Here is a 23,990-nt window from a genome sequence, read left to right as displayed (position 1 = left end):
TTTATAATTCTATTTCGGTTATACAAGCTTCGTTTATGGGGCTTACAGTAGGAAAGGTTCTGCTATTATAAATTTTATACTGCGAAGTAACGGTACCACCGAATAATGCATCATTAGTCACTTTTAAATCAAATGAAATTTCAAACAACCCACTACTGATTTCTTTATAGGAACCCGCTCCTGCAATGGCAATACTATAACTATTACCATTTTTTCCCCCAATGGTAATATCCTGAGGAATGACAAGAACACTTCCTTTAGTTTTACTATTTCCATTTTCTGGAAAGAATTCAATTGCTGAAGTAATGTTAAAACCGGGAGAATTTGCTGCATCAGTAGACTCATTGGAGAACCATCTCTTTAAATCAAATGAATTTGTTGTTCCATTTCCAGAAACAACATTAAATCCAATTTTAAAAGCATCATGATATACATCATCAGATGTAGTAGAAGTTACTTGACCGCTATACTGAATCGCATTTACATTCTCTTTCGAAACTACAACTGGAAAGGTGAAGGCATTGAAAGATTGCCAAGTGCAAACACCATTTTTATCAGACCAATGCGCTCCATACGTTAAATAATATTGATTGGACAGGTCATAAAAATGAGCGGCAGGATTAGCTTGCACATCTCTTTCTGTTTTAATTGGTTTGAAAACTTGTAAAACAGTATTCCCAGTTGTGGTGTAATTAGCATTGGGTACTAATGCAATACCCGTCTGATAATACACATCATCTTTTTGTAAATTTTCTAATAGTCTTAGATGATAGGTAACAAAACTGCGATTATCACCAAAATCCTCATGAGTTAATACATAGTCAAAACCATTTGTAAATTTAAAAAAGTTAGTATTTTCAATTTCTGAAGGGATAAAACCATTAGGAAAATTAACTTTAAAATCAACTTGTTCACCAACTTCTCCTTTTAGTTCTAATCTATTAACTTGAAAGGTAAAGTTCGTTTTTACCTCATCTAAATTTATTTCAATCACATTATTTATAGTGGCGGTATTTAAATTTCCAATATGAACAGAAGGGTCCGAAACACTTTCCAGTTTTAGCGTAATCTTTTCTTTGGCCTCCCATCTTTTATCAAATGACAAGTAGATTGTGTCACTGAGCTGGTTGCCTACAAATGAAACTTGGTTCTTGGGTGTCGCGCTAAAACTACCATTATCTCCTGTTGATACGATACTATATTCTACATAAACAGGCTTCTCTAAAGTGGCTGTTGTTAAAGTAACGGGTATTTTTAAAGGTTTTATTGATTTGTTAGTGTAACTGCTTACTGGCAGTGCAGTACTATTTACAGTCGGATATTCAAGGACTGCATTACTACTGTTTACTAATAAATTGAATCGTACATAAGGATCAATATCCTGTGCACTTAATTTATAATCATCCTTTGAGCATGAAGTGAATATACTTAGGACTACAACGACTACTGATATAATTTTAATAGGATTCATTTTGCTTTAAGTTTGAATTAAGATTAATATTCTTTTCTGGAATCGGTAAAACAAATTTTGGTGAAGGAGCAGTCAAACTACAGTTTAATGAAATGCATCCGTCATTTCTAGAAACATTTTTATGTCTTCGAGCTAAATCAAAAAATAAATGTCCTTCGAAACACAGTTCTTTTCTTCTCTCATTTAACAAGGCTCCTTCTAAATCATCTGTAGATTTCAGCAAACTAGCATTAGCTCTTGTCCTAATACTATTAATATCTGCAATAGCCGCTTCCGTTTTTCCAAGTTCCATACTTGCTTCGGCACGAATCAGATAAAGCTCGGATATTCGAAATGCAGAGTATCCCGCATTATCTTGAAACTTTTTAGTAAAATAGTAATTAACATTCACAAATTCTCCATCTTTTAATGTAGGAAGCGCCTTCTCTAAAAACAGCTGCTTTCTAATATCGGCAGTTTCGAAAAGTTGCAATAGATCTTGAGAAGCAACATATTTATTATAATTCGTACTTGAAAAATAACCAAAATAACTAGATAATGAGCCTCCTACTGATCCACCGCTATCTCTAGGAACCGAAAATTCTAATAAAGTTTCCGAAATTGGAAGATCCGTTTTTTCCCATTGCGCAATATAATTAGCACTGCTCATTAATTCAACACCTGAATTTAAGATCACATCATTGGCTGCATCAAATGCATTTTGCCAATCATTTTTAGACAAATAAACTCGTGCTAATAATGCTTTTGAATTTGTACTATTAAAATACGAATATGAGGGACCTGTCAAAACAGAGCCACTGGAAAAATTGTCCAATGCAGCTTTAATGTCCTCAATAATGAAAGAATACGAATCAGTCAAAGTTTCTCTCTTAGGGTATACAAGACCGCTCTTCAAAGTAATTTTATTATATACGATTCCAAGCTGGGAGCCAGAAGCGTCTTTATCTATGGCCTGACTATAGACTAAGGTTAGTAAATAATGAGTATATGCTCTAATTGCATAAGCCTCTGCTTTTATTTGCTTCTTTTCAGTTTCTGACGCATCAGATAAGGCGTCGACATATTCTAAAATTAAATTTGTTTGATTTATAATGTCATAACTATCATCATAGAAACTGCCAAAATTACTGTCATCAGCCTGATCTTGAAACGAGTAAATATTTTCTATACCAATTGGCACAGTAATTAATCCTTTACTACTACCTGAAATTGTAGGTGAAAATTTAAGATTCCCGCCTTGTACATCGGCGTAGACAGTATAACCTCCTCTTACATCCTCCTCAAGCGCTTCATAAACGCCATTTAATGCACTCAACACACCTTTTTTAGTAGCTAGTTGTTCTGTTATAGAAGTTTGAGATCCCGGTTCTTGTTCGAGAAAATCAGTACAACTTTGCAATAGGAAAAATAAAGTAAGCGCACTTATAAATCTAGTGTAATATGCTATTTTAAAATTGTTCATCATATTAAAATTTAGTGTTAATTCCACAAGAAATGGTTCTTGCTTGTGGGTAGGAAAAATTAAATTCACGTATTCCATTCATCCCTGATGGGCTTTTCTCTTTATACCAATACACCACATTTGAAACATCAACAAAAATGGACAACGCATCTAGAAAGGTCTTTTTTACAGGAACGTTATAGCTTAAATTAATATTACTAATCTTTAAATAGGTTGCATCGTACAGATACTTACTCATGTTAGGAACAATTGTCGTAGTACTAGTTATCAGAGGTTGCGAGACTAAATCTCCTTGATTTTGCCAATAATCATAGGCGTTTACAGATAAGTTTCTATTTGACGTAATATTATATTTTGAGATTAAACTATTATCTGCTAAAAAATCACCTCCTAATTGAAATGCTCCTCTGACTGAGAAAACAATATTTTTATTAATCGTAATACTATTATTAAAACCTCCAAAGGCTTTAGGTTGACTATTCCCAATAGGCACCCAATCTGAAGAATCAAATAAGCTCCTATAGGTAGCAGCATCATACACTTGACCGTCTTTTTCTAATAAATCCCTTCCAGTGGCTGGATCTACACCAACCCATTTTATTCCCCAAATAGTCGAGGTACTATATCCTATTTTTTGCGCTAGTGCTTTTTCAGATACCGAATAGTTACTCCCTAAACCAATTAGGTCCGTCACTTTATTTTCAACTGTAGAGATGTTAAAGGAAGTTGACCATTTGAACTTATCGCTTTGTGCCCATTTTACTCTCGTTGTAAATTCGACTCCTTTATTATACATGCTTGCTGCATTTAATTGTATAGAAGAATAGCCCGTTTCTGTTGGGATATCTCGACTTGTTATTAAATCTTTCAAGTCGTTATAATAATATTCAACAGTTAACTCTAGCCTTTTTAGCACATTAAAATCGAGACCTATATTAAGTTTTGTGTTTTTTTCCCAACTCAGTCTTCCGTTTGGAGCTGCACTTGTGTATGCTCCTTCATATCCATTATAACCTATTTCACTTATACTGTAAAGTCCTTTCGAACGATAAGAACCTATTCTTGAGTTTCCAGTTGTTCCATAGCTAAACTTTAATTTCAACAAATCAATTGCTGTCGTTGATTCCATAAAACTCTCGTTACTTATGATCCAACTAACTCCTGCTCCTCCATTAAACGCAACGTTAGTATCATCCCCAAAAACCGAGCTTTCATCGCGCCTAAAGTTCCCTAAGAAATAATATCTTTTTTTATAATTGTAATTGAATTGAGAAAAGAAAGACACTCTAGAATTATAACTAATATCTTCACTATAGTTTTGATTTCCCGTAGTTTCATCAATTGTGGTAGATGGGTCGTCATCGCGAATCGCATCTGTAACACTGTTAATAATATTTGGATTCACATAACCTCTACCTGACGAATAGCTAAAATTAGTACGGTCATCAGAAAGTTCAAAGCCAACAATTCCATCAATGGTATGATTAACATTTAGATTCTTGTTGAACAATGCCTGACCTTGCCAATTCCATTTAGTAGAATTTCTTTGGTTTAATAATCGCCTGCCCCAGTTTGCGTATTGAATTCCCTCCAATGTAAATGTCCCATTGTATTGGCCGCTTTCATTTTCACCAGAAAAATACCTGTCTTGCGTTTTATCTTTATAATCTATACCAAAAAGGGAAGAAAAACTCAAATTCTTGTTCCATTCATAGGACACATTCAAACTTCCTATAAGTCCGTAGCTATCTGTTATGTTCTTATTTTGTTCAATAGCTGCGAGTGGATTTCCTAGACCTGACACACCAACATTTGCATAAGATCCATCCGAATTGTATGGAGATATATTAGGAGCAAAAGCATAACTGTAGTAAATATTAGGTGCATTCTTTTGAATGTAACTTGGGTTTAAAGACAAGCTAAAATTAAGTTTATCTAAATTGTATCCTAAATTTATACCCGCATTTAGCTGTTTTGTTTTATTACCTTTTTGAGGTTCGTCAATGTCAAGGTAACTTAAGCTTGTTCGGTATGATATTTTATTATTGCCCCCAGACACAGAGAAATTGTATTTATTATACACCCCGGCGACATTAAGCAAATCAAACCAATCTGTATCAATCCCGTTAAAAGGCACCGCAGTATAACTAATCTGACTGTTTTTTAAATATTCATTACGTAAGTCAGTATATTGGGATCCGCTCAAATACTTAATGGGATTAATTGCAGATGAAACACCTAGTTGATTTGAGAATCCAAACTTCGCTTTTCCCTTTTTTCCTTTTTTAGTAGTGATCAAAATCACACCGTTTGCACCGTCAGCACCGTAGATACTAACAGCTGCAGCATCTTTTAAAACCGTGAAACTTTCGATATTCTCTGGCGAAATTTGAGCTAAGGGATTGGATAAGTTTTCAGAAAATGTACCGCTTGCATCGAAGAATTGACTGTCAATTCCCACTTCCTCACTCATAATCACTCCGTCAACAATTATTAGTGGTTGAGTTGACGTTCCTAAATTAGAATTAGTCAAAGAACTCAAACTTCCCTGTCCTCGAATATTAATTTTAACTGGTCCTCCTATCCCTGAAGTATTTTCAATCAACACCCCAGCAATCTGTCCGCCCACAATTTTATCAATACTTTCTGAAGCTTGTTCAACTGCAATATCTTCAGCATTTAGTGTAGAAATACTCCCCACAATCTCTTCCTTCCTTTTCTTAGTTCCATAAGAAGAGGTTATGACAACTTGATCTAACTCATCTCTAAATTGCTCCATTTCAAAGAGAAAATCATGAGTTTTCCCTATCCGTTGAACGATGGATATCATACCCATTGACGAAATTTCTAAAACCATATTTTCTATATCATCTCCTTTCAAAGAATATGCAAATTTCCCATTACTATCAGTAATAGCTCCCATCGAAGTTCCTTGCAATAAAATGGTTGCTCCTGGAATGGGTGTATGATCTTTTACATCTACAACAGTCCCCTTAATAAAGCGCTCTTTTAGGTTTAAAGATTCATTATCATTTTTGGGAAGTAATAAAATTTGTTGTTTTTGTATAAAAAAAGATATTTTCTTGTATTTAAAGATACTCTGTAAAACCTCTTCAAGCTTTGCATTTTGTACTGAAATCGTTATTTTCTGATTTCCATCAATTTTTTTTACATTGTAAATGACACGGTAATTTGTTTGCTCCTCTATTGATTTGATAACTACATTTAAAGGTTCGTCCTTAATTTTTAAAGTAAGAGTTTGAGAAGTCTTTTGGGAAAAAGTATTCATACATACTAAGATCATCCCTAAAGTCAGTATGGTTTTCTGCAAACAGCGGGCTAATGTTAACTTCATTCGGTTTAATTTTGGTTAGTTTTTGGTTAATTGATAATTGTCTATTCTATCTCAATAGTTCTTCCTTTTTTACTGTATTTAAATTGTGTGTCAAGTTTTAATAAATCTAAAATATCTTCTATTTTAGATTCCTTCATTTTTATTGTACCTGTAAATTTTTGTTTAAATAGATTGGCATTAGTGTTCAAAATGGTGACATCAAAAGCCCTTTCCATTTTTTTACAAATTGTACCAAATGATGCATCTCTGAATATAAGTTCCCCATTCATCCAAGAAGTATAAAGCTGAACATCGACTAATTTAACAGCAAACTTATGTGAGGTCTCGTCCCATATTCCTATATGATTTGGAGTTAAAATGCTCTGATTAGTATTGTTTGCAAGCTCAGACAATCTTACACTACCTTCAACTAAAACAGTTTGTACTTCCCCTTCATCTTGATAAGCATTTAAATTGAATCTGGTTCCTAACACTTCCACAGTAACATGATTCGATTCTACTATAAAAGGATGTAGCTTATCTTTGGCAACATCAAAAAAGGCCTCTCCAGTCAAATACACTTTTCTATTTGAATCAATCCCAAATTGCTCTGGATACTTAAAAGTTGTTCCTGCATTCAGTTGTACATGAGTTCCGTCAGAAAGAGTTACATTAAAAGTCTTTCCGAAAGGAACGGTAAGCGAATTATACACCACCTCATTATTGGGTACATGTCCCTGATAAATAAGTTCATCTTCACTCTGCTGTGCCAAAGGCCCCCCTTTTTTATCAGACCATTTTTTTGACTGTTTTGGAGTTAAGTACTGCACTGCACCATTACCTAATTCTAGCACTATTTGTTTTTGCTCCATACCAGTGAATAAATCAGAGTCTGTTGTTGTTTTACCTAAGCAAATAAAAACCACAACAATAGCTGCATAGCGTAAGAAATGATATAACTTACTTCTTGAAGATTTTCGCTTTTTATTGTAAAAATCCTGCAAAGCAATTCGACAATCTACATTTCCACTTATCGTTAGCGCCCATGCTTTTTTTAATGCGATAAATTGCTTCTTATTCTCTTCGGATTCTTCAATCCATCTAAAAACAGTGAGCATTTCATCTTCAGTAGCTTGATTATCTAAATATTTAAAAATCAGTTCAGGAATCATATTTTTATTTTTACTTAAAAAACAGTTATTTATAATGAGGAGCTGCCAAATTTGTTTCTTATTCCCTAGCTAATAAATGCAACAGGAAGTGGAAATAAATAGATTTAGGAAATAGGTATATGAGCATCCCTTAAGTAAGTACACTTAACAATTTAAATACCCTATGTTAAAATTTAATATTTTTTTAACTATTTAACAAAGTGATTATAAGTAATGAAGGTAAATAGTCAGATAATTGCTCTTTTAAAATTTTTAAAGCCTTTGTCATATGGGCTTCAACAGCTTTTTGCGTAACACCTAACTCACAAGCAATTTCTTCGTTTTTTTTATGCTCAAAACGTTTTTTTAAGTAGACTAGTTTTGTTTTCTCAGGAAGCTCACCAATAACTTTGTTAATCAAAATTTCTAGTTCTGATAATTCTAGTACATCGAAAGGGATTGAATTCAAAATTTCAAAGTCTAATTGTCTTTCTTTTTGATTCAATAATTCATTTCTAAATTTGTCTTTAACTTTATTATGCCTCAAAAGATTTAAGCATATTGATTTTGCATAAGTAAACAAGAAGGATTGAATACCGTTTACCGTCTCAATTTTATGTTTATTAATCCATAATTTCAAAAAAGCCTCTTGAGTAACGTTTTTAGCTTCATCTTGGTCATATATAAATTGAATACTAAAACCTAAGACCCGATTGTAATATTTATTGAAAAAGAAATTAAAAGCCAAGTCATCCCCATCTTTAAAAGATTTAAATTGGACTAACTCATTATGATTTATTTCTTCCATTAATTAAATAATAGTGTGATTTGTAAAAAAGCAAAATTAAAAAAATAACTGAATTATCAAATTAATCGCTAGATTTTGAAAGTCATTAATCAGTTATTGAAGACTAATAGCTACCGAACAACCGATACGTATTACACTTACTAACAGACCAATAAAACAACTGCCAACTAAATAAAGTAATTCTTACATACTTTATTCACTTGTATTAGGTATTTCATTATCTTTTTTTATTTGATTTTTTTAATCAAATAAACATTTTTAGCCTACTCTTTTTTAATATATGTCAAATCTACATTTTATTTTATTTATAATTAGTCTAATTAAACTTTAGTTTTAGTGAATTTAAATTTAATTGTTCCTTTAACAGAGTTGAAAGAAAGCTAGTTCACTAAAAGAGCTCCTATTTAAAAAAAAATCAAACACTGCTCATTTTAATATTTTTCGTTTTTATCACAATCTATTTTGCCGCTTTTCTATTTCAAAACCATAATAAACGTAATTTAGTGTCGGATTTGGCGTCATACCAATCGATTCGAATATCTAAATAGATAAAATATATTTAAAAATAATATAAAATGAATAGCTTAAAATTAGGTTGGATTGGCCTTGGAAACATGGGGAATCCAATGGTTCTAAACTTGTTAAAAGCGAATTTTGAAGTTACAGTTTTCAACCGAACCAAAGACAAGGAAACTCCTCTTATTGAAGCAGGGGCAAAATCTGCCAACAGTCCGCAAGAACTGATGGAAAGTTGTGATGTTGTTTTGACCATGTTATCAAATGATGAAGCGGTAAAAGAAATTTTTGAAGGTCCTTCAGGACTATTGAATAGAGAATATCCAGATAAAATCATCATAAATATGAGTACAGTATCTCCCGCTACTTCTCGATATTTATCAACTAATTGCAGCAAGAAGGAAGTGGCTTTTGTAGATGCACCTGTTTCTGGAAGCGTAAAACCCGCACAAGATGGGACACTGGTAATTCTTGTTGGATCAACTGCCGAAAGCTACCAAAAAGTCAAACCCGTTTTTGATGTGTTAGGAAAAATATCCATCCATGTAGGGGCGGCTGGCGTTGCAAGTTCTGCCAAGTTGGCCATTAATTATTTATTGGGACTCAACCTTCAGGGATTAGCGGAAACCATAATTTTTGCCGAAAACAACGGCGTAAGTAAAGAGGATATGCTTAGCATTATTAATGAAGGAGCTTGTGGCAACGGAATCACCAAAATAAAGTCAACTTCGATTTTAGAAGATTCCTACCCCGCCGCTTTTGCGCTAAAACATTTAGTAAAAGACTTGGGATTAGCCAAAGAAGCAGGATTAAATACGCCATTAATCGAACCTCTATTTGATAGCTATTCTGCCGCACAATATGAAGGTTTAGGCGATGAAGATGTCATGGCAATCATAAAAAGTTTGAGGAAATAAAAAAACTAAATTATTCTATTTAGCAAATTGTACGAAACAATAAAACTTAACTAATACACGAATTATAATATGGGGATTTTCTCAGCACTTCTTGGCAATGCGGGCACCGTAAGTCAACAGCAATTAGCAAAACAGTATGAGGTTCTTTTGATAGAAGGAGAACAAATCGAATTGGGATTTAAACTGATTCGAGACACTTTTATTTTCACTACAAAAAGACTTATCCTAGTTGACAAACAAGGTATAACTGGAAGTAAAACCGAATACAAATCCATTTCCTATAAAAGCATTTCCAGATTCAGTATTGAAACTGCTGGTACTTTTGACTTGGACGCCGAATTAAAGATTTGGGTTTCCAGTGAACTAAATCCCAGTATCATAAAACAATTCAATAAATCTGTGAATGTTTATGAAGTGCAAAAAATACTGGCACATCATGTATTAGGTTAAAAATAAGGAACTTTAGATAACATCTCTAACCTTTTTAAAAATCAAACTGCTAATTATCAATAGCAGTTTTTTTTTTATGCTTTAATGTATAGTCGTCTAATGCGACAAATCAACTTAGGCACTAAGAACAATTCGCTACTGGAATACTTAGCCCTGATGGGAGTGGAAATACTTATGAAGTGGCCTTGTCTTTTTTTCTTGACTTATAAGAGCGACTGCAAGAAGCTCCTTATGAGTCTTTAGAAAAAATCAAGGACTCAAGTAAGATTGTAACGACAGCAGGAAATTGCTCCCATAAAAAAACTCCCAAGTTATCTTGAGAGTTCGATTATATATTTTTTTATCGAATGTACTACAACACCCTATTAATTTGAGATACTTTTTTACTATAATACCTTTCCTTTATCGACGAAATAATAACTCCGCCACCTACAGAGGCATGTATAAATTTGATGTCTCCATCAATTACATCGACTACCATACCTACATGATTAATTTGACGTCTTCCGTTAGTTTTAAAGAAAATTAAATCTCCTTTTTGCGCCTCTTCATTACTTACTTTTACGCCATAACGTGACTGCTCAATAGATGTTCTAGGTAATTGGATGTCAAAAGTCCCGAAAGTGGTACACATCAATCCAGAACAATCAAAGCCCTCTTTTGTGGTCCCGCCTGTACGGTATCGCGTACCTATGTTCTCAGAAGCGGTAGAAACCAACTGATCCAAGAAATCAGTGCCGTGGAAGGATTTAAGGTTGTAAGATGGGCCTACAAATTCTGGTTCATTATTTCTCGCATACGCCTGTTTTGCTTCTTCTGTCAAAACTAATTTTGGACTACGGATACTCAATTTATAGCCTACAGGAAGAGATTTGGCTATTTTTGGATTTTGTCTTTCTAATTCTTTAACCGAAATACCATATTCTTTTGCAATTCCATATTTGGTCTCTTTGGGTAGAACCTTGCGAATAACGGTTGTTTCAACGATTTTATTTTCGATTACCTCTGATTCATTAACTGCAGTTTCGGTTTTCGCAGCAATTTTATTTTCAACTACAATCGCTTTCTCTTTTTTGGCTTCAACTTTGGCGACTACAGTTTTAGTAGTATTTTCCTCTTTAACAGGAATGGTGATTTTTTGTCCAATTTGTAAAGCTTCCGTTTCTAATATCGGATTGGCTTTATCTAAATCAGCTACCGTAATTCCGTATTCCCTTGCAATCGCATATTTAGTTTCATTTGGTAAGATTTCGCGAACAATGCTCTCTTCTGAAATTTCTTTTATCACATTGGCTTGTGCAGAAACTGATGTTTTTTGATTGTTTTTTATTGGTTCGCTGACTGAAGCTACTGTCTTTTTATCTGACTCGGTTCCGGGAATATTTATTTTTTGTCCATTTCTAAGTCCCGATTTTCCAAGTGTAGGATTGATTTTTTGTATTTCTTCAACTGTTACACCATATTGTTTGGCTATACCATAAAGCGTTTCTTTGGGAAGGACGGAGTGTTTTTTTGAAGGATAGTTGGTTACAACATCAGCACTGTTTTTTTGTTCTTTTGAACCGGTATTTGGAATCAATAAAACCGACTTATAATTTATCCCTTTTTTAGCATCAGGATTGAGTTCATAAATAGCACTCGTCTTTATATGGTATTGCTCTGCAATTTTAGATATTGTTTCTCCTTTTGAAACGATGTGCTTCGTATACTTTTCTTGCGAAAAAGCACTAAAACCGCATAAAAAAACTATTGCTAAAATCCAACTGTTGTACCTCATAAATCCAATTTAAATTTTATTCCTAAAACATCTATCGCATTGATTTTTAAACACATAAACGAATTACATAACTAAAAACTTGTAAATTGTCATGCCAAAATATCAAAACTCGCAAAAAACATATTTCACAAAGGCGAATTTAACCTATAAATACAAATAACGCACTTTTTTAAGAACTCTTTATAAATATTTTAACAAATCACCCGATAAAAAAAACGCCCCGTTTTCACGAGGCGTTTTTAGTATGAATTATCCTATTCAAAACATTGGTATAGGAACTTAAATTTATGCTTTTCCAGCAGCGATTAGGTTTAATGCTGAACCGGCAACGAACCAACCAATTTGTCCTTCGTTATAGGTATGATTAGCCATGATTATATCTTTGCTTCCATCAGCATGAACGAATTCTACCGTTAATGGTTTTCCTGGAGCGAAATCAACTAAATCTGTGAAGTTGATTGTATCGTCTTCTTGAATCTTGTCATAATCTGCTTCATTAGCAAATGTCAATCCTAGTAAACCTTGTTTTTTAAGGTTTGTTTCATGAATACGAGCAAATGATTTCACTAATACCGCTTTTACACCTAAGAAACGAGGTTCCATTGCAGCATGCTCACGAGAAGATCCTTCACCATAGTTATGGTCACCCACAACAATAGATGGAACACCAGCCGCTTTGTAAGCACGTGCTACTGCAGGAACTGCATCATAAGTTCCAGTCAATTGATTTTTTACCGAATTGGTTTTTTGAGTGTATGCATTGATCGCACCAATCAGCATATTATTAGAGATGTTATCTAAATGTCCACGGAAACGCAACCATGGTCCTGCCATAGAAATGTGATCTGTAGTACATTTTCCAAAAGCTTTGATAAGTAATTTAGCACCAGTAATATTTTTTCCATCCCATGGAGCAAACGGAGCTAATAATTGCAAACGTTCTGAATCCTCACTTACAGTTACTTGAATACCCGAACCATCAGCAGCTGGTGCTTGAAAACCTGGGTCTTCAGCATCAAATCCTTTTTCCGGCAATTCGTCACCTGTTGGGGCTTCTAGCATTACTTCTTCACCATCTTCGTTGATCAAAGTATCTGTCAATGGATTGAAACCTAAATCACCTGCAATAGCCATGGCGGTCACCAACTCAGGCGAACCTACGAAAGCCATCGTATTTGGGTTTCCATCAGCACGTTTAGAAAAGTTACGATTAAAAGAGTGAACGATAGTGTTACGCTCTTCCTTCTCAGCACCTTCTCTATCCCACATCCCGATACATGGTCCACAAGCATTTGCAAACACGGTAGCACCAATTTTATCGAAAGTGTCAATAAACCCGTCACGCTCGATCGTATAACGAACCACTTCAGAACCTGGAGTAATCGTAAACTTTGATTTTAATTTTAATTTTTTATCTGTAACCTGTTTGGCAATTGAAGCCGCACGAGCAATATCTTCATAAGAAGAGTTGGTACAAGAACCAATCAAACCTACTTGGATTTTCAATGGCCAGTTATTTTTGATCGCTGCTTCTTTCATTTTAGAAATTGGCGTAGCCAAATCTGGAGTAAAAGGACCGTTTAAATGTGGTTCTAATTCTGATAAGTTAATTTCGATAACCTGATCAAAATACTTCTCTGGATTAGCATAAACTTCTGGATCACCCGTTAAGTAATCCGCTACTTTATCAGCGGCATCTGCCACATCAGCTCTATTTGTAGAACGCAAGTAACGCCCCATAGATGCATCATATCCAAATGTAGAAGTGGTTGCACCAATTTCAGCACCCATATTACAGATTGTTCCTTTTCCAGTACAAGACATAGAAGTTGCACCTTCACCGAAATATTCAACTATAGCACCAGTCCCCCCTTTTACAGTAAGAATACCAGCAACTTTAAGAATAACATCTTTTGGAGCTGTCCATCCTGAAAGTTTACCCGTTAATTTAATTCCGATTAATTTTGGAAATTTTAATTCCCATGCCATTCCTGACATTACATCTACCGCATCAGCACCACCAACTCCAATAGCAACCATCCCTAAACCACCTGCGTTTACAGTATGCGAATCGGTACCAATCATCATTCCACCTGGAAATGCATAGTTCTCAAGAACTACTTGGTGAATAATTCCAGCTCCTGGTTTCCAAAAACCGATACCATATTTATTAGACACGGATGAAAGAAAATCAAAAACCTCATTGCTTTGTGTTTTTGCTCTGGCCAAATCGGTTACAGCATCAACCTTAGCTTGAATCAAGTGATCACAATGTACCGTTGTAGGAACCGCAACTTGCGATTTACCAGCATGCATAAACTGCAATAAAGCCATTTGTGCAGTTGCATCTTGACATGCTACTCTATCCGGAGCAAAATCTACATAATCAGTTCCTCTTTCAAAAGCTTTAGATGGTGTACCATCCCAAAGGTGGTTGTATAAAATTTTCTCTGTTAAAGTAAGCGGACGACCCACTATTTCACGTGCTGCATCAACACGAGTAGTCATGTTGTCGTACACTTTTTTAATCATATCAATATCAAAAGCCATAATATATAGGTGTTATTTGTTGTTCTATTTTAGAAATCACAAGATACAAAAAAAGCCTGAGTTTATAACTCAGGCTTCTTAATATATTTAATAGACAATCTGTAATTATCTAACTAATTGTTTATGAGGAGGTGCAAACTTAGTCAAGTTAATCCCTTTTACAGCAGCTTTATATTCTTCTATAGTTGGAGTTCTACCTAAGATTGTAGATAAAACAACAACAGGTGTAGATGAAAGTAAAGATTCTCCTTTTTTCCCTTCAGTATCTTCAACAACTCTTCCTTGAAAAAGACGTGTAGAAGTTGCCATTACAGTATCTCCTTTGGCAGCTTTTTCCTGATTACCCATACATAAGTTACATCCTGGACGCTCTAAATACAACATTTTCTCGTATGAAGTACGTGCGACTGCTTTAGGTACGTTATCATCAAATTCAAAACCAGAATATTTCTGTAAAATTTCCCAGTCTCCTTCTTTCTTCAATTCATCAACAATATTGTATGTAGGAGGAGCTACAACTAGTGGCGCTTTAAACTCCACCTTACCTTCTTGCGCATCTATATTCTTAAGCATTTGAGCAAGAATTTTCATATCACCTTTATGAACCATACATGACCCAATGAAACCAAGATCTACCTTTTTATCACCACCATAGAAAGAAAGTGGTCTAATTGTATCGTGCGTATATCTCTTAGAAACATCAATGTTATTTACATCTGGATCTGCAATCATTGGCTCTGCAATCACATCAAGATCAACAACAACTTCAGCAAAATACTTAGCATCTGCATCTGGAGCCAATGCTGGTTTCTCACCTGATTTGATCTCTGCTATTCGCTTATCAGCAATTGCAATCAATCCTTTCAGAACTTGTGTTTTATTATCCATTCCTTTATCAATCATGATCTGGATTCTACCTTTTGCGATCTCTAATGATTCAATCAAAGTAGCATCTTCAGAAATACAGATAGAAGCTTTCGCTTTCATCTCTGCGGTCCAATCCGTAAATGTAAATGATTGGTCAGCTGTAAGAGTACCAATATGTACCTCAATAACTCTACCTTGGAAAACGTTATCTCCTTTAAATTGATGAAGCATCTGAGATTGAGTAGCATGAACAACATCACGGAAATCCATATATTCCTTCATCTGTCCTTTGAATGTTACCTTCACTGATTGCGGGATTGGCATAGAAGCCTCACCTGTAGCCAATGCAAGCGCAACAGTTCCTGAGTCAGCACCAAAAGCAACACCTTTAGACATTCTTGTATGAGAGTCACCACCAATAGTAATTGCCCAATCATCAACCGTAAGATCATTAAGCACCTTATGAATAACATCAGTCATTGCAAGATATTCTCCTTTAGGGTCACGTGCAGTAATCAAACCGAAGTCGTTCATAAACTTCATTAATCTAGGGATATTTGCTTTTGACTTATTATCCCAAACTGAAGCTGTATGACAACCTGATTGATAAGCTCCATCAACAATTGGAGAAATCACAGTAGCAGCCATAGACTCCAGTTCTTGTGATGTCATTAAACCAGTTGTATCTTGAGATCCAACAATATTTACTTCTACACGAACATCTGAACCTGCGTGTAATACTTTACCTGGAGTTGTTCCTACAGCATTTTTGTTGAATATTTTTTCTACTGCCGTAAGCCCTTGTCCATCAATAGAAATTTCTTTTGAAGCAGCATATACCTGAGGTATATCTATATTTAAAGTTTTGGCAGCAAATGTTTGTAGCTTTTTACCAAAAACGATAGCATAAGAACCACCTGCTTTGATAAACTCCACTTTCTGAGGAGTTAATGAAGAAGAGATATCAATCAATTCTTTGTCTCCGTTATATAATTTTTTAGATTTTGTATTGATTGTAAGAACAGTACCTGTCGCAACAGAGTATACTTCTTCAAGAATAGCTTCTCCAGCCTTATCAAGAACAACATTTCCTTGCGAATCTACCTTTTTTGCCCAGTTTTTAAGATCAATTCCAATTCCACCTGTAACTCCTACAGTTGTTAGGAAAATCGGTGAAATACCGTTTGTACCAGCAATAATTGGAGCAATATTGATAAATGGAACATAAGGACTTGCTTGTTTACCTGTCCATAACGCCACGTTGTTTACACCTGACATTCTTGATGATCCTACACCCATAGTACCTCTCTCAGCGATTAACATAACGCTCTTATCAGGATTAGCTTCTGCTAACGCTTTTATTTCATCTTGTGCTTCAGGAGAAATCAAACATTTACCATGAAGTTCACGATCTGATCTTGAGTGTGCTTGGTTTCCTGGAGAAAGTAAATCAGTTGAGATATCTCCTTCACCAGCGATATAGGTAATCACCTTAATTTCTTCTGCAATTTCTGGTAATTTAGTAAAGAATTCTGCTTGAGCATAGCTCTCTAAGATTTCTTTTGCTACATCATTACCACTTTTAAAAGCCGCTTCTAAACGATCTGTATCTGCTTCATAAAGAAAAACTTGTGTTTTTAAAACCGTCGCAGCATCTTTTGCAATAGCAGCATCAGCACCCAAAGCTAAGTCTAACAACACTTCAACTGAAGTCCCACCTTTCATGTGTGATAACAACTCTAAAGCAAATGCAGGTGTAATTTCAGCCACTAGTGATTCACCCAGAATGATTTCCTTTAAAAATTTAGCTTTCACACCAGCGGCAGGAGTAGTACCAGGTACAACATTATAAATAAAGAAGTTAAGAGAATCAGCTCTATCCTCATTATTCATATCTTTAATTTGCGAAATGATTTCGCTTAGTAATTCCGCTCCATCAATTGGCTTCGGGTTAAGCCCTTGGCTTTTTCTTTCTTCAATTTCTTGAATGTAATCCTTATAAGTATTCATAATAGAAGTCTTTTTCAATTTTAATAGCAGATTTGATTGAAAATTTCAATGCCAAAAAGCCATTGTATATAGGTCCTTTTTTGTTTTTCAAGTGCAAATTTACATATTAAAGATGAGAACTAAAAAAATTTAATAGAGACGCCCTTTTGAAAAATTATTATTATCTAATATTAATTTTTAATGCAAATAATTGGAAAAATAGAAAAATATTAACATATTTATGATTAATCCATAATTAATCATTTGCATTAGTATTTATTCTAAAATGCAGAAATTTCATCCAATAAGAAAACGTTGTAGTTTATTCTAAATCCAAGCCAAAAACAACTTATAAAAACAAATTTATAGCAGCTTTGCAATAATCATTTCTTCGGTTATCCCCTCGGCATCCGCTTTGTAGTTTTTTATAATTCGGTGACGTAAGATCCCAGTTGCGACCGCTTTTACATCTTCAATATCAGGAGAAAATTTACCATTGAAAGCAGCATGTGCTTTAGCTGCCAAAATTAGATTCTGCGACGCTCTTGGTCCAGCTCCCCAATCTAGGTAACTTTTGACATAATCAGTAGCCAATCCGTTATCAGGACGTGTTTTACTCACCAAGGTCACTGCATATTCAATAACATTGTCTGTCACTGGAATTCTGCGAATTAAAGCCTGAAAATCGATAATTTCTTGAGCCGTAAATAATGGGTTAATCGTATTGATATTATTTGAAGTAGTTCGCTTTACCACTTCAACCTCTTCATCAAAAGAAGGGTATTCAAGTTTGATAGCAAACATAAAACGGTCTAATTGTGCTTCCGGCAATGGATAAGTGCCCTCCTGCTCAATTGGATTTTGAGTAGCTAAAACAAAATACGGCAAGTCCAACTTATAGTTTTCCCCTGCAATAGTAACGGAACGTTCCTGCATAGCTTCTAACAATGCAGCCTGCGTTTTGGGCGGCGTTCTATTAATTTCATCTGCAAGTACTATATTCGAAAAAATAGGTCCTTTTGAGAATTTGAATTGACGATTTTCATCTAATATCTCACTTCCTAATATATCAGAAGGCATTAAATCTGGAGTAAATTGGATTCTTTTAAAATCAAGCCCTAAAGCTTGAGCAAGGGTATTCACCATTAAAGTTTTGGCTAATCCCGGAACCCCAACCAATAGTGCATGACCTCCAGAAAAAATGCAGAGCAAAATCTGATCTACCACTGCATCTTGTCCAACAATAATTTTTGCGATTTCGCTTTTTAATTCATTTCGCTTTTGAACCAAATTATGTATTGCAGCTACATCAGACATTTTTAAGTATATTTTAAATTAAAAAAGAGTTAACTCTATGAAATCATAAAGCTAACTCTTTTTATTTATTTTTCTAAAAGAAATTATTTTTTCACCCAATTGTTAGTAAAATCACAATCTCTATAGTCACCAAGGATCTTAATGTAGGTTTCTTTTATTTTTTCATCAAACCATTCTCCTATAGCTCTGATTTGTTTTTCTTTTAATGCCAATTCCTTAATTTTAATATAATCAGTAGCATAATCAGCAGTATGCTCATTTATTCTATTGGTAACTGTAATTAACTTATAGCTTTTTCTCCCCTGCTCATCCATATCAATAACCGGCTGAGAAATATTATTATCTTTTAAATTAGAAACTTGGCTATAAAGCGAAGGATCCATTTTTGTCAATTCGAAACGAGTATCTTGTGTTTTTGGGTTAATTAAAGCCCCTCCATTAGTTCTAGTTTCTTTTTCATCAGAAAATTTCCTTGCCGCTTCCTCAAAAGTTAATTCCTTATCCTCAATTCTTTTTTTGATTAATGCTATTCTTTCCTTTGCTTCGTTTAAAGATTCTTCCGTTACTGTTGGCGTCAATAATATATGACGTAATTCCAACTCTTGACCCTTGATTTTTTCAACATAAATGATATGGAACCCAAAATCCGTTTCAAAAGGTGCAGAAATCTCACCTTCTTGCAAACTGAAAGCTACATCTTTAAATTCTTTAACAAAGGCCGTTTTTCTATTCATTTTATAAAAACCTCCATTCGATCTTGAACCTGGATCCTGAGAATACAAAACAGCTTTGGTCGCAAAACTTGAACCCTCTTGAATTTCTTTTTTGAATCCATTCAATCTATCAATTACTTTTTGCTTTTCTGCAGCTGAAACTTTAGGTGTCGCCACAATTTGCGCCACTTCCATTTCCGCCCCAAAAACAGGTAATTCTTCCTTTGGTATTGTTTTGAAAAAATTACGAACTTCTTCAGGTGTAATTTCAACTTCTCCAATAATCTTTTTTTGCATTTCTGAAGTTAATTTCTGCTCCTTCAAAATATCAAAGAAATAACTTCTGAATTCTTCTTCTGAACTTTTATTATAATAGTTTATCACTTTATCAATAGAACCGATTTGGCCCACCATATAGTTTAACCTATCTTCCATCATCCCTTTCACTTCAGCATCCGTAACCTTAACACTGTCCTGAATAGCTTGGTGTGCATATAGTTTGTCCTCTAATAGTTTCCCTAGCATTTGACATCTAGTAATATCCTTTATCGAACCACCTTGGCTTGAAATTTCCAAGTAAGACTTATCAATATCAGAATCTAAAATGATATAATCACCTACAGTAGCAATGATACCATCAATCTTTTGTCTTTCGTTGGATTGAACTTTTTTAATCGGAGCAATCACAGTGTCCTTAATAATTTCTTGTGCTCTAGTAATGGTACTTGAAAACAGTAAAATAAAAAATATTAGTGCAATTCTACTATTTATGGACTTCATTTGTATTTTTTTTAAAGGCATTATTTGATATTTATATTTTATTGTAAGTAACATTTTCTCTAACCCGCAATGACTTCATTTACATAGACCTGATGCATCAGCCAAATATACACCATAAGCGTCCTGAAATAAAAATGTTCCTACAAACTTTTCTCATGGTTCAAGCGAACAAAAATAACAATTCAATTACATAATACAAGTTTCCATAGTAGTATTAACAAAAAATTATCAGCGCTTTTGTTAATTCTCCCTTTTCCACGATTCATGCTAACATTTCCGTTAGCTAACAACTTCTGATTGTAAGCTTTCCAAATAAAAAAGCGGCATTATATTTTGAAAATCGACTTCAGGTATCAAAGTTAATTTTTATAAATTCTTTTTTAAACTCCCAGCACAAAGTTACAAACGAAGCAAACCATTCATTTTTAACAAAATAACCAACAAGTTGTCAACACTACAACGTTTTCGCCGTATAATAAAAAACACACGAAGTATTAGACTCGAAAATTTACATACATTAGCAACGCCTGAAAAGCATTATTCACAGAAAAACTATTGTTTTAAAACGTATTTCGCAATAAAACAAGAGTAAACATAACGATATAGTCAACAATTAAAAACAATACTATTTAAAATAAAATACCACTTATTTCCAAAAATATTAACTAACCCAAATCAACCATTTCATGAAAAAATTAAATTTAAAAATCTACCTATTATCTGCCTTATTAGTTGGCTTCTATTCGTGTAACTCAAACGACGAGCCAATAACAAATTCTGCTGATGCTGCTTCACAATTTAAAGTCATAGATGTCACCCATCACGATGGACATCCTTTCAGTACAGGAAAAACAACTTCAACTACAGGGAAATATGTTGCAAATCCCGGAGGAGGAGTTATGATGCAGGCGTTCTATTGGGACGTCCCCGCTGGCGGAAACTGGTGGAATACTTTGAGTACAAAAGTAACAGCATGGTCTAATGCAGGAATCGGATCAATATGGTTACCGCCGGTATCAAAAGCACAAAACGGTCCTTACTCTATGGGATATGACCCTACTGATTATTTTGATTTTGGAAATTACAACCAAAATGGAACAGTAGAAACTCGCTTTGGTTCCAAAACCGAATTGGTTAACTTAATTACTAAAGCGCATACTGAAAATATACAAGTCTATGCTGACATGGTACTAAATCACAATAGTGGTGGACAATTAGAAAGCAACCCGTTTACAGGAACTCAAACCTACACTAATTTTACTGGCGTTGCTTCAGGTAAATTCCCAAGAACAAGCGCTGACTTTTATAAAAATGCATATGGAAGTAATGACGAAGGAGCTTTTGGAGGTTTTCCTGACTTAGCCCATGTAGCTCCTAACGTGCAAAACTGGCTTTGGTTACGCACTGATGGTGTGGGAAAATATTATAAAAACACAATGAAATTTGACGGTTGGAGATTTGACTATGTAAAAGGCTTTGGACCGTGGGTAGTAAAAGACTGGAATGCGAGCGTAGGTGGATTCTCAGTTGGAGAATATTGGGATTCAAATGTAAACACATTAGAATGGTGGGCCAATAATGCCAATAGTTCTGTATTTGATTTCGCTTGCTATTACAAAATGAATGATGCCTTTGACGGAAACAACCTTAATCTTCTGAATGAGGATATGATGTGGAAAAGAAATCCATACAAAGCTGTTACTTTCGTAACCAATCATGACACAGATGAAATATATAATAAACAATTGGCGTACGCCTATATCTTAACACATGAAGGATACCCAACAATCTTCTATAGAGATTACGAAGAATGGTTAAACAAAGCTAAAATGGACAACCTTATTTGGATACATAATAATAAAGCGACAGGAACTACATCGATATTATACGCTGACAATGACGAGTATATTGCTCGAAGAAATGGCTATAATGGAAACCCTGGTTTAGTCGTTTATATAAACAATTCTTCTACTTGGCAAGAAAGATGGGTTCCTACAAACTGGACCAATGCACAAATAAAGGATTTCACTGGCAATTCTACTTGGATACCTACAACTCAAGGAGACACCTGGGTAAAAATCCAAAGTCCACCAAACAGCTATTCAGTATGGTCAATTAATATGTAGAGAGATTAAAATTTTATTATAAATGAGGCAGTCCTAAAAGACCGCCTCATTTTTTTTTATTCGCATTTATAAATAGTACTTTTGCAAACTATTTATACGACACATGAGCTTTCTAACAGAAATACAACGAAGAAGAACATTCGGAATTATCTCGCATCCCGATGCAGGTAAAACAACACTTACAGAAAAACTCCTCCTTTTTGGTGGTGCAATTCAAGAAGCAGGTGCTGTAAAAAACAATAAAATCAAAAAAGGAGCCACGAGTGATTTCATGGAAATCGAACGTCAGAGAGGAATCTCTGTTTCTACCTCCGTTTTAGCTTTTAATTACAAAGAAAAAAAAATAAATATCCTTGATACTCCCGGTCACAAGGATTTTGCAGAAGATACCTTTAGAACTTTAACAGCTGTTGACAGTGTCATTGTAGTTATTGATGTTGCCAAAGGAGTCGAGGAACAGACAGAGAAATTAGTTGCTGTTTGTAGAATGCGTAAAATCCCTATCATCATTTTTATAAACAAAATGGACCGTGAAGGAAAAGATGCATTTGACTTAATGGATGAAGTGGAGCAAAAGCTAGGCTTAACTGTTACTCCTCTTAGTTTCCCGATAGGAATGGGTTACGACTTTCAGGGTATTTATAATTTATGGGAGAAAAACATTAATCTATTTAGTGGTGACAACCGTAAGAACATTGAAGAAACTATTGCTTTTTCGGATGTACAAAATCCTGAACTAGAAAAAATAATTGGGCAAAAACCCGCCGACACACTAAGGGAAGAGCTAGAATTGATTGATGAAGTTTACCCTAAATTTGATCGTCAAGATTATTTAGATGGAAAATTACAACCTGTATTTTTTGGTTCGGCATTAAACAATTTTGGAGTACGCGAACTATTGGACTGCTTTGTTGCTATTGCACCATCGCCAAGACCAAAAGAATCAGAAACTAGACTTGTTGATCCTACTGAAGAAAAAATGACAGGTTTTGTGTTTAAAATCCACGCTAATATGGATCCTAAACACAGAGATAGATTGGCATTTATAAAAATTGTTTCAGGAACTTTTGAAAGAAACAAACCGTACTATCATGTCCGTCAAAAAAAGAATTTAAAATTCTCAAGTCCAAATGCATTTTTTGCTGAGAAAAAAGAAATAGTGGATATTTCTTACCCTGGAGATATTGTAGGTCTTCATGACACAGGGAACTTTAAAATTGGAGACACATTAACTGAAGGAGAAATCATGAGCTTTAAAGGTATTCCAAGTTTCTCTCCAGAGCACTTTAGATACATCAATAATGCTGACCCAATGAAAGCAAAACAGCTTGACAAAGGTATTGACCAATTGATGGACGAGGGTGTTGCCCAATTATTTACCTTGGAAATGAATAATAGAAAAATCATTGGAACAGTTGGTGCACTTCAGTACGAAGTAATCCAATATCGTTTAGAGCACGAATACGGAGCTAAATGTACTTATGAAAACTTCCCTGTACATAAAGCGTGCTGGGTAAAACCAGATGATGCTAAAAACAATGAGTTTAAAGAATTTAAAAGAATCAAACAAAAGTTCTTAGCCCACGATAAATATGGTCAATTAGTATTCCTTGCCGATTCGGATTTTACTATTCAAATGACACAAAATAAATACCCAAGTGTGAAATTATTTTTCACATCAGAGTTTGATTAAATAGTCAAAAAAAACAATGCATAAAAAAAACGCTGATTATTAAATCAGCGTTTTTTTTTTATCCATTAC

General features: G+C 34.4%; 14 protein-coding genes. 4 read left to right on the top strand and 10 right to left on the bottom strand.

The annotated features are described in order from the left end of the window. Position 1: 1 nt before the first annotated feature. The 5 genes from BLV91_RS06555 to BLV91_RS06535 form a co-directional block, all read right to left on the bottom strand. Positions 2-1,471: a hypothetical protein gene (locus tag BLV91_RS06555; protein WP_091430973.1), complete on the bottom strand. Its 1,470-nt coding sequence runs from the start codon at positions 1,469-1,471 to the stop codon at positions 2-4. After that, the gene (locus tag BLV91_RS06550; protein WP_245709622.1) at positions 1,458-2,936 is read right to left on the bottom strand and encodes a RagB/SusD family nutrient uptake outer membrane protein; all 1,479 of its coding nucleotides are present in this window, start codon (positions 2,934-2,936) and stop codon (positions 1,458-1,460) included. The genes BLV91_RS06555 and BLV91_RS06550 overlap by 14 nt, the downstream gene beginning before the upstream one ends. 1 nt (position 2,937) lies before the next feature. After that, positions 2,938-6,288 (bottom strand): SusC/RagA family TonB-linked outer membrane protein, encoded by a 3,351-nt coding sequence (locus tag BLV91_RS06545; protein WP_091430971.1) that lies wholly within the window; start codon positions 6,286-6,288, stop codon positions 2,938-2,940. Positions 6,289-6,329: 41 nt separating this feature from the next. Further along, a complete protein-coding gene (locus BLV91_RS06540; RefSeq protein WP_091430969.1) occupies positions 6,330-7,439 on the bottom strand; it encodes a FecR family protein in 1,110 nt (369 codons plus the stop codon). A gap of 184 nt (positions 7,440-7,623) precedes the next feature. Next, positions 7,624-8,226, bottom strand: coding sequence for an RNA polymerase sigma-70 factor (locus tag BLV91_RS06535; RefSeq protein ID WP_091430966.1), 603 nt, complete (start codon positions 8,224-8,226; stop codon positions 7,624-7,626). A 575-nt stretch (positions 8,227-8,801) separates the two neighbouring features. Here BLV91_RS06535 and BLV91_RS06530 point away from each other — a divergent pair. Together BLV91_RS06530 and BLV91_RS06525 are read left to right on the top strand one after the other, a co-directional pair. Continuing rightward, positions 8,802-9,659, top strand: coding sequence for an NAD(P)-dependent oxidoreductase (locus BLV91_RS06530; RefSeq protein ID WP_091430964.1), 858 nt, complete (start codon positions 8,802-8,804; stop codon positions 9,657-9,659). A gap of 69 nt (positions 9,660-9,728) precedes the next feature. Then, positions 9,729-10,109, top strand: a complete 381-nt coding sequence (locus tag BLV91_RS06525; protein ID WP_091430962.1) for a PH domain-containing protein — start codon at positions 9,729-9,731, stop codon at positions 10,107-10,109. A 352-nt stretch (positions 10,110-10,461) separates the two neighbouring features. Here the strand turns inward: BLV91_RS06525 and BLV91_RS06520 are convergent, their stop codons facing one another. The 5 genes from BLV91_RS06520 to BLV91_RS06500 all read right to left on the bottom strand — a co-directional run bounded on the left by BLV91_RS06520 (position 10,462) and on the right by BLV91_RS06500 (position 20,123). Then, complete coding sequence (locus BLV91_RS06520; protein WP_091430959.1) at positions 10,462-11,886, bottom strand: peptidoglycan endopeptidase; 1,425 nt, start codon at positions 11,884-11,886, stop codon at positions 10,462-10,464. Positions 11,887-12,171: 285 nt separating this feature from the next. After that, positions 12,172-14,436 carry an aconitate hydratase gene (locus BLV91_RS06515; protein ID WP_091430957.1) on the bottom strand — a complete coding sequence of 755 codons (2,265 nt, stop codon included), beginning with the start codon at positions 14,434-14,436 and terminating at the stop codon, positions 12,172-12,174. A 105-nt stretch (positions 14,437-14,541) separates the two neighbouring features. Continuing rightward, positions 14,542-17,313 carry a bifunctional aconitate hydratase 2/2-methylisocitrate dehydratase gene (locus BLV91_RS06510; RefSeq protein WP_091430955.1) on the bottom strand — a complete coding sequence of 924 codons (2,772 nt, stop codon included), beginning with the start codon at positions 17,311-17,313 and terminating at the stop codon, positions 14,542-14,544. A gap of 342 nt (positions 17,314-17,655) precedes the next feature. Further along, positions 17,656-18,609, bottom strand: a complete 954-nt coding sequence (locus BLV91_RS06505) for an AAA family ATPase (protein ID WP_091430952.1) — start codon at positions 18,607-18,609, stop codon at positions 17,656-17,658. A gap of 83 nt (positions 18,610-18,692) precedes the next feature. Continuing rightward, positions 18,693-20,123 (bottom strand): peptidylprolyl isomerase, encoded by a 1,431-nt coding sequence (locus BLV91_RS06500; protein WP_091431227.1) that lies wholly within the window; start codon positions 20,121-20,123, stop codon positions 18,693-18,695. 665 nt (positions 20,124-20,788) lie between these two features. On the opposite strand from BLV91_RS06500, the gene BLV91_RS06495 reads away from it, so the two are divergent. Both BLV91_RS06495 and BLV91_RS06490 read left to right on the top strand, forming a co-directional pair. Next, complete coding sequence (locus BLV91_RS06495; protein WP_091430950.1) at positions 20,789-22,228, top strand: alpha-amylase; 1,440 nt, start codon at positions 20,789-20,791, stop codon at positions 22,226-22,228. Between the two features lie 103 nt (positions 22,229-22,331). After that, a complete protein-coding gene (locus tag BLV91_RS06490) occupies positions 22,332-23,921 on the top strand; it encodes a peptide chain release factor 3 (RefSeq protein ID WP_091430948.1) in 1,590 nt (529 codons plus the stop codon). Positions 23,922-23,990: the final 69 nt, after the last annotated feature.

It is taken from the genome of Flavobacterium degerlachei, from assembly GCF_900106645.1.
GTDB classification, from domain to species: Bacteria; Bacteroidota; Bacteroidia; order Flavobacteriales; family Flavobacteriaceae; genus Flavobacterium; species Flavobacterium degerlachei.
The sequence above is the reverse complement of the archived record's forward strand: the minus strand, read 5'-3'. Positions and strand labels throughout refer to the sequence as shown.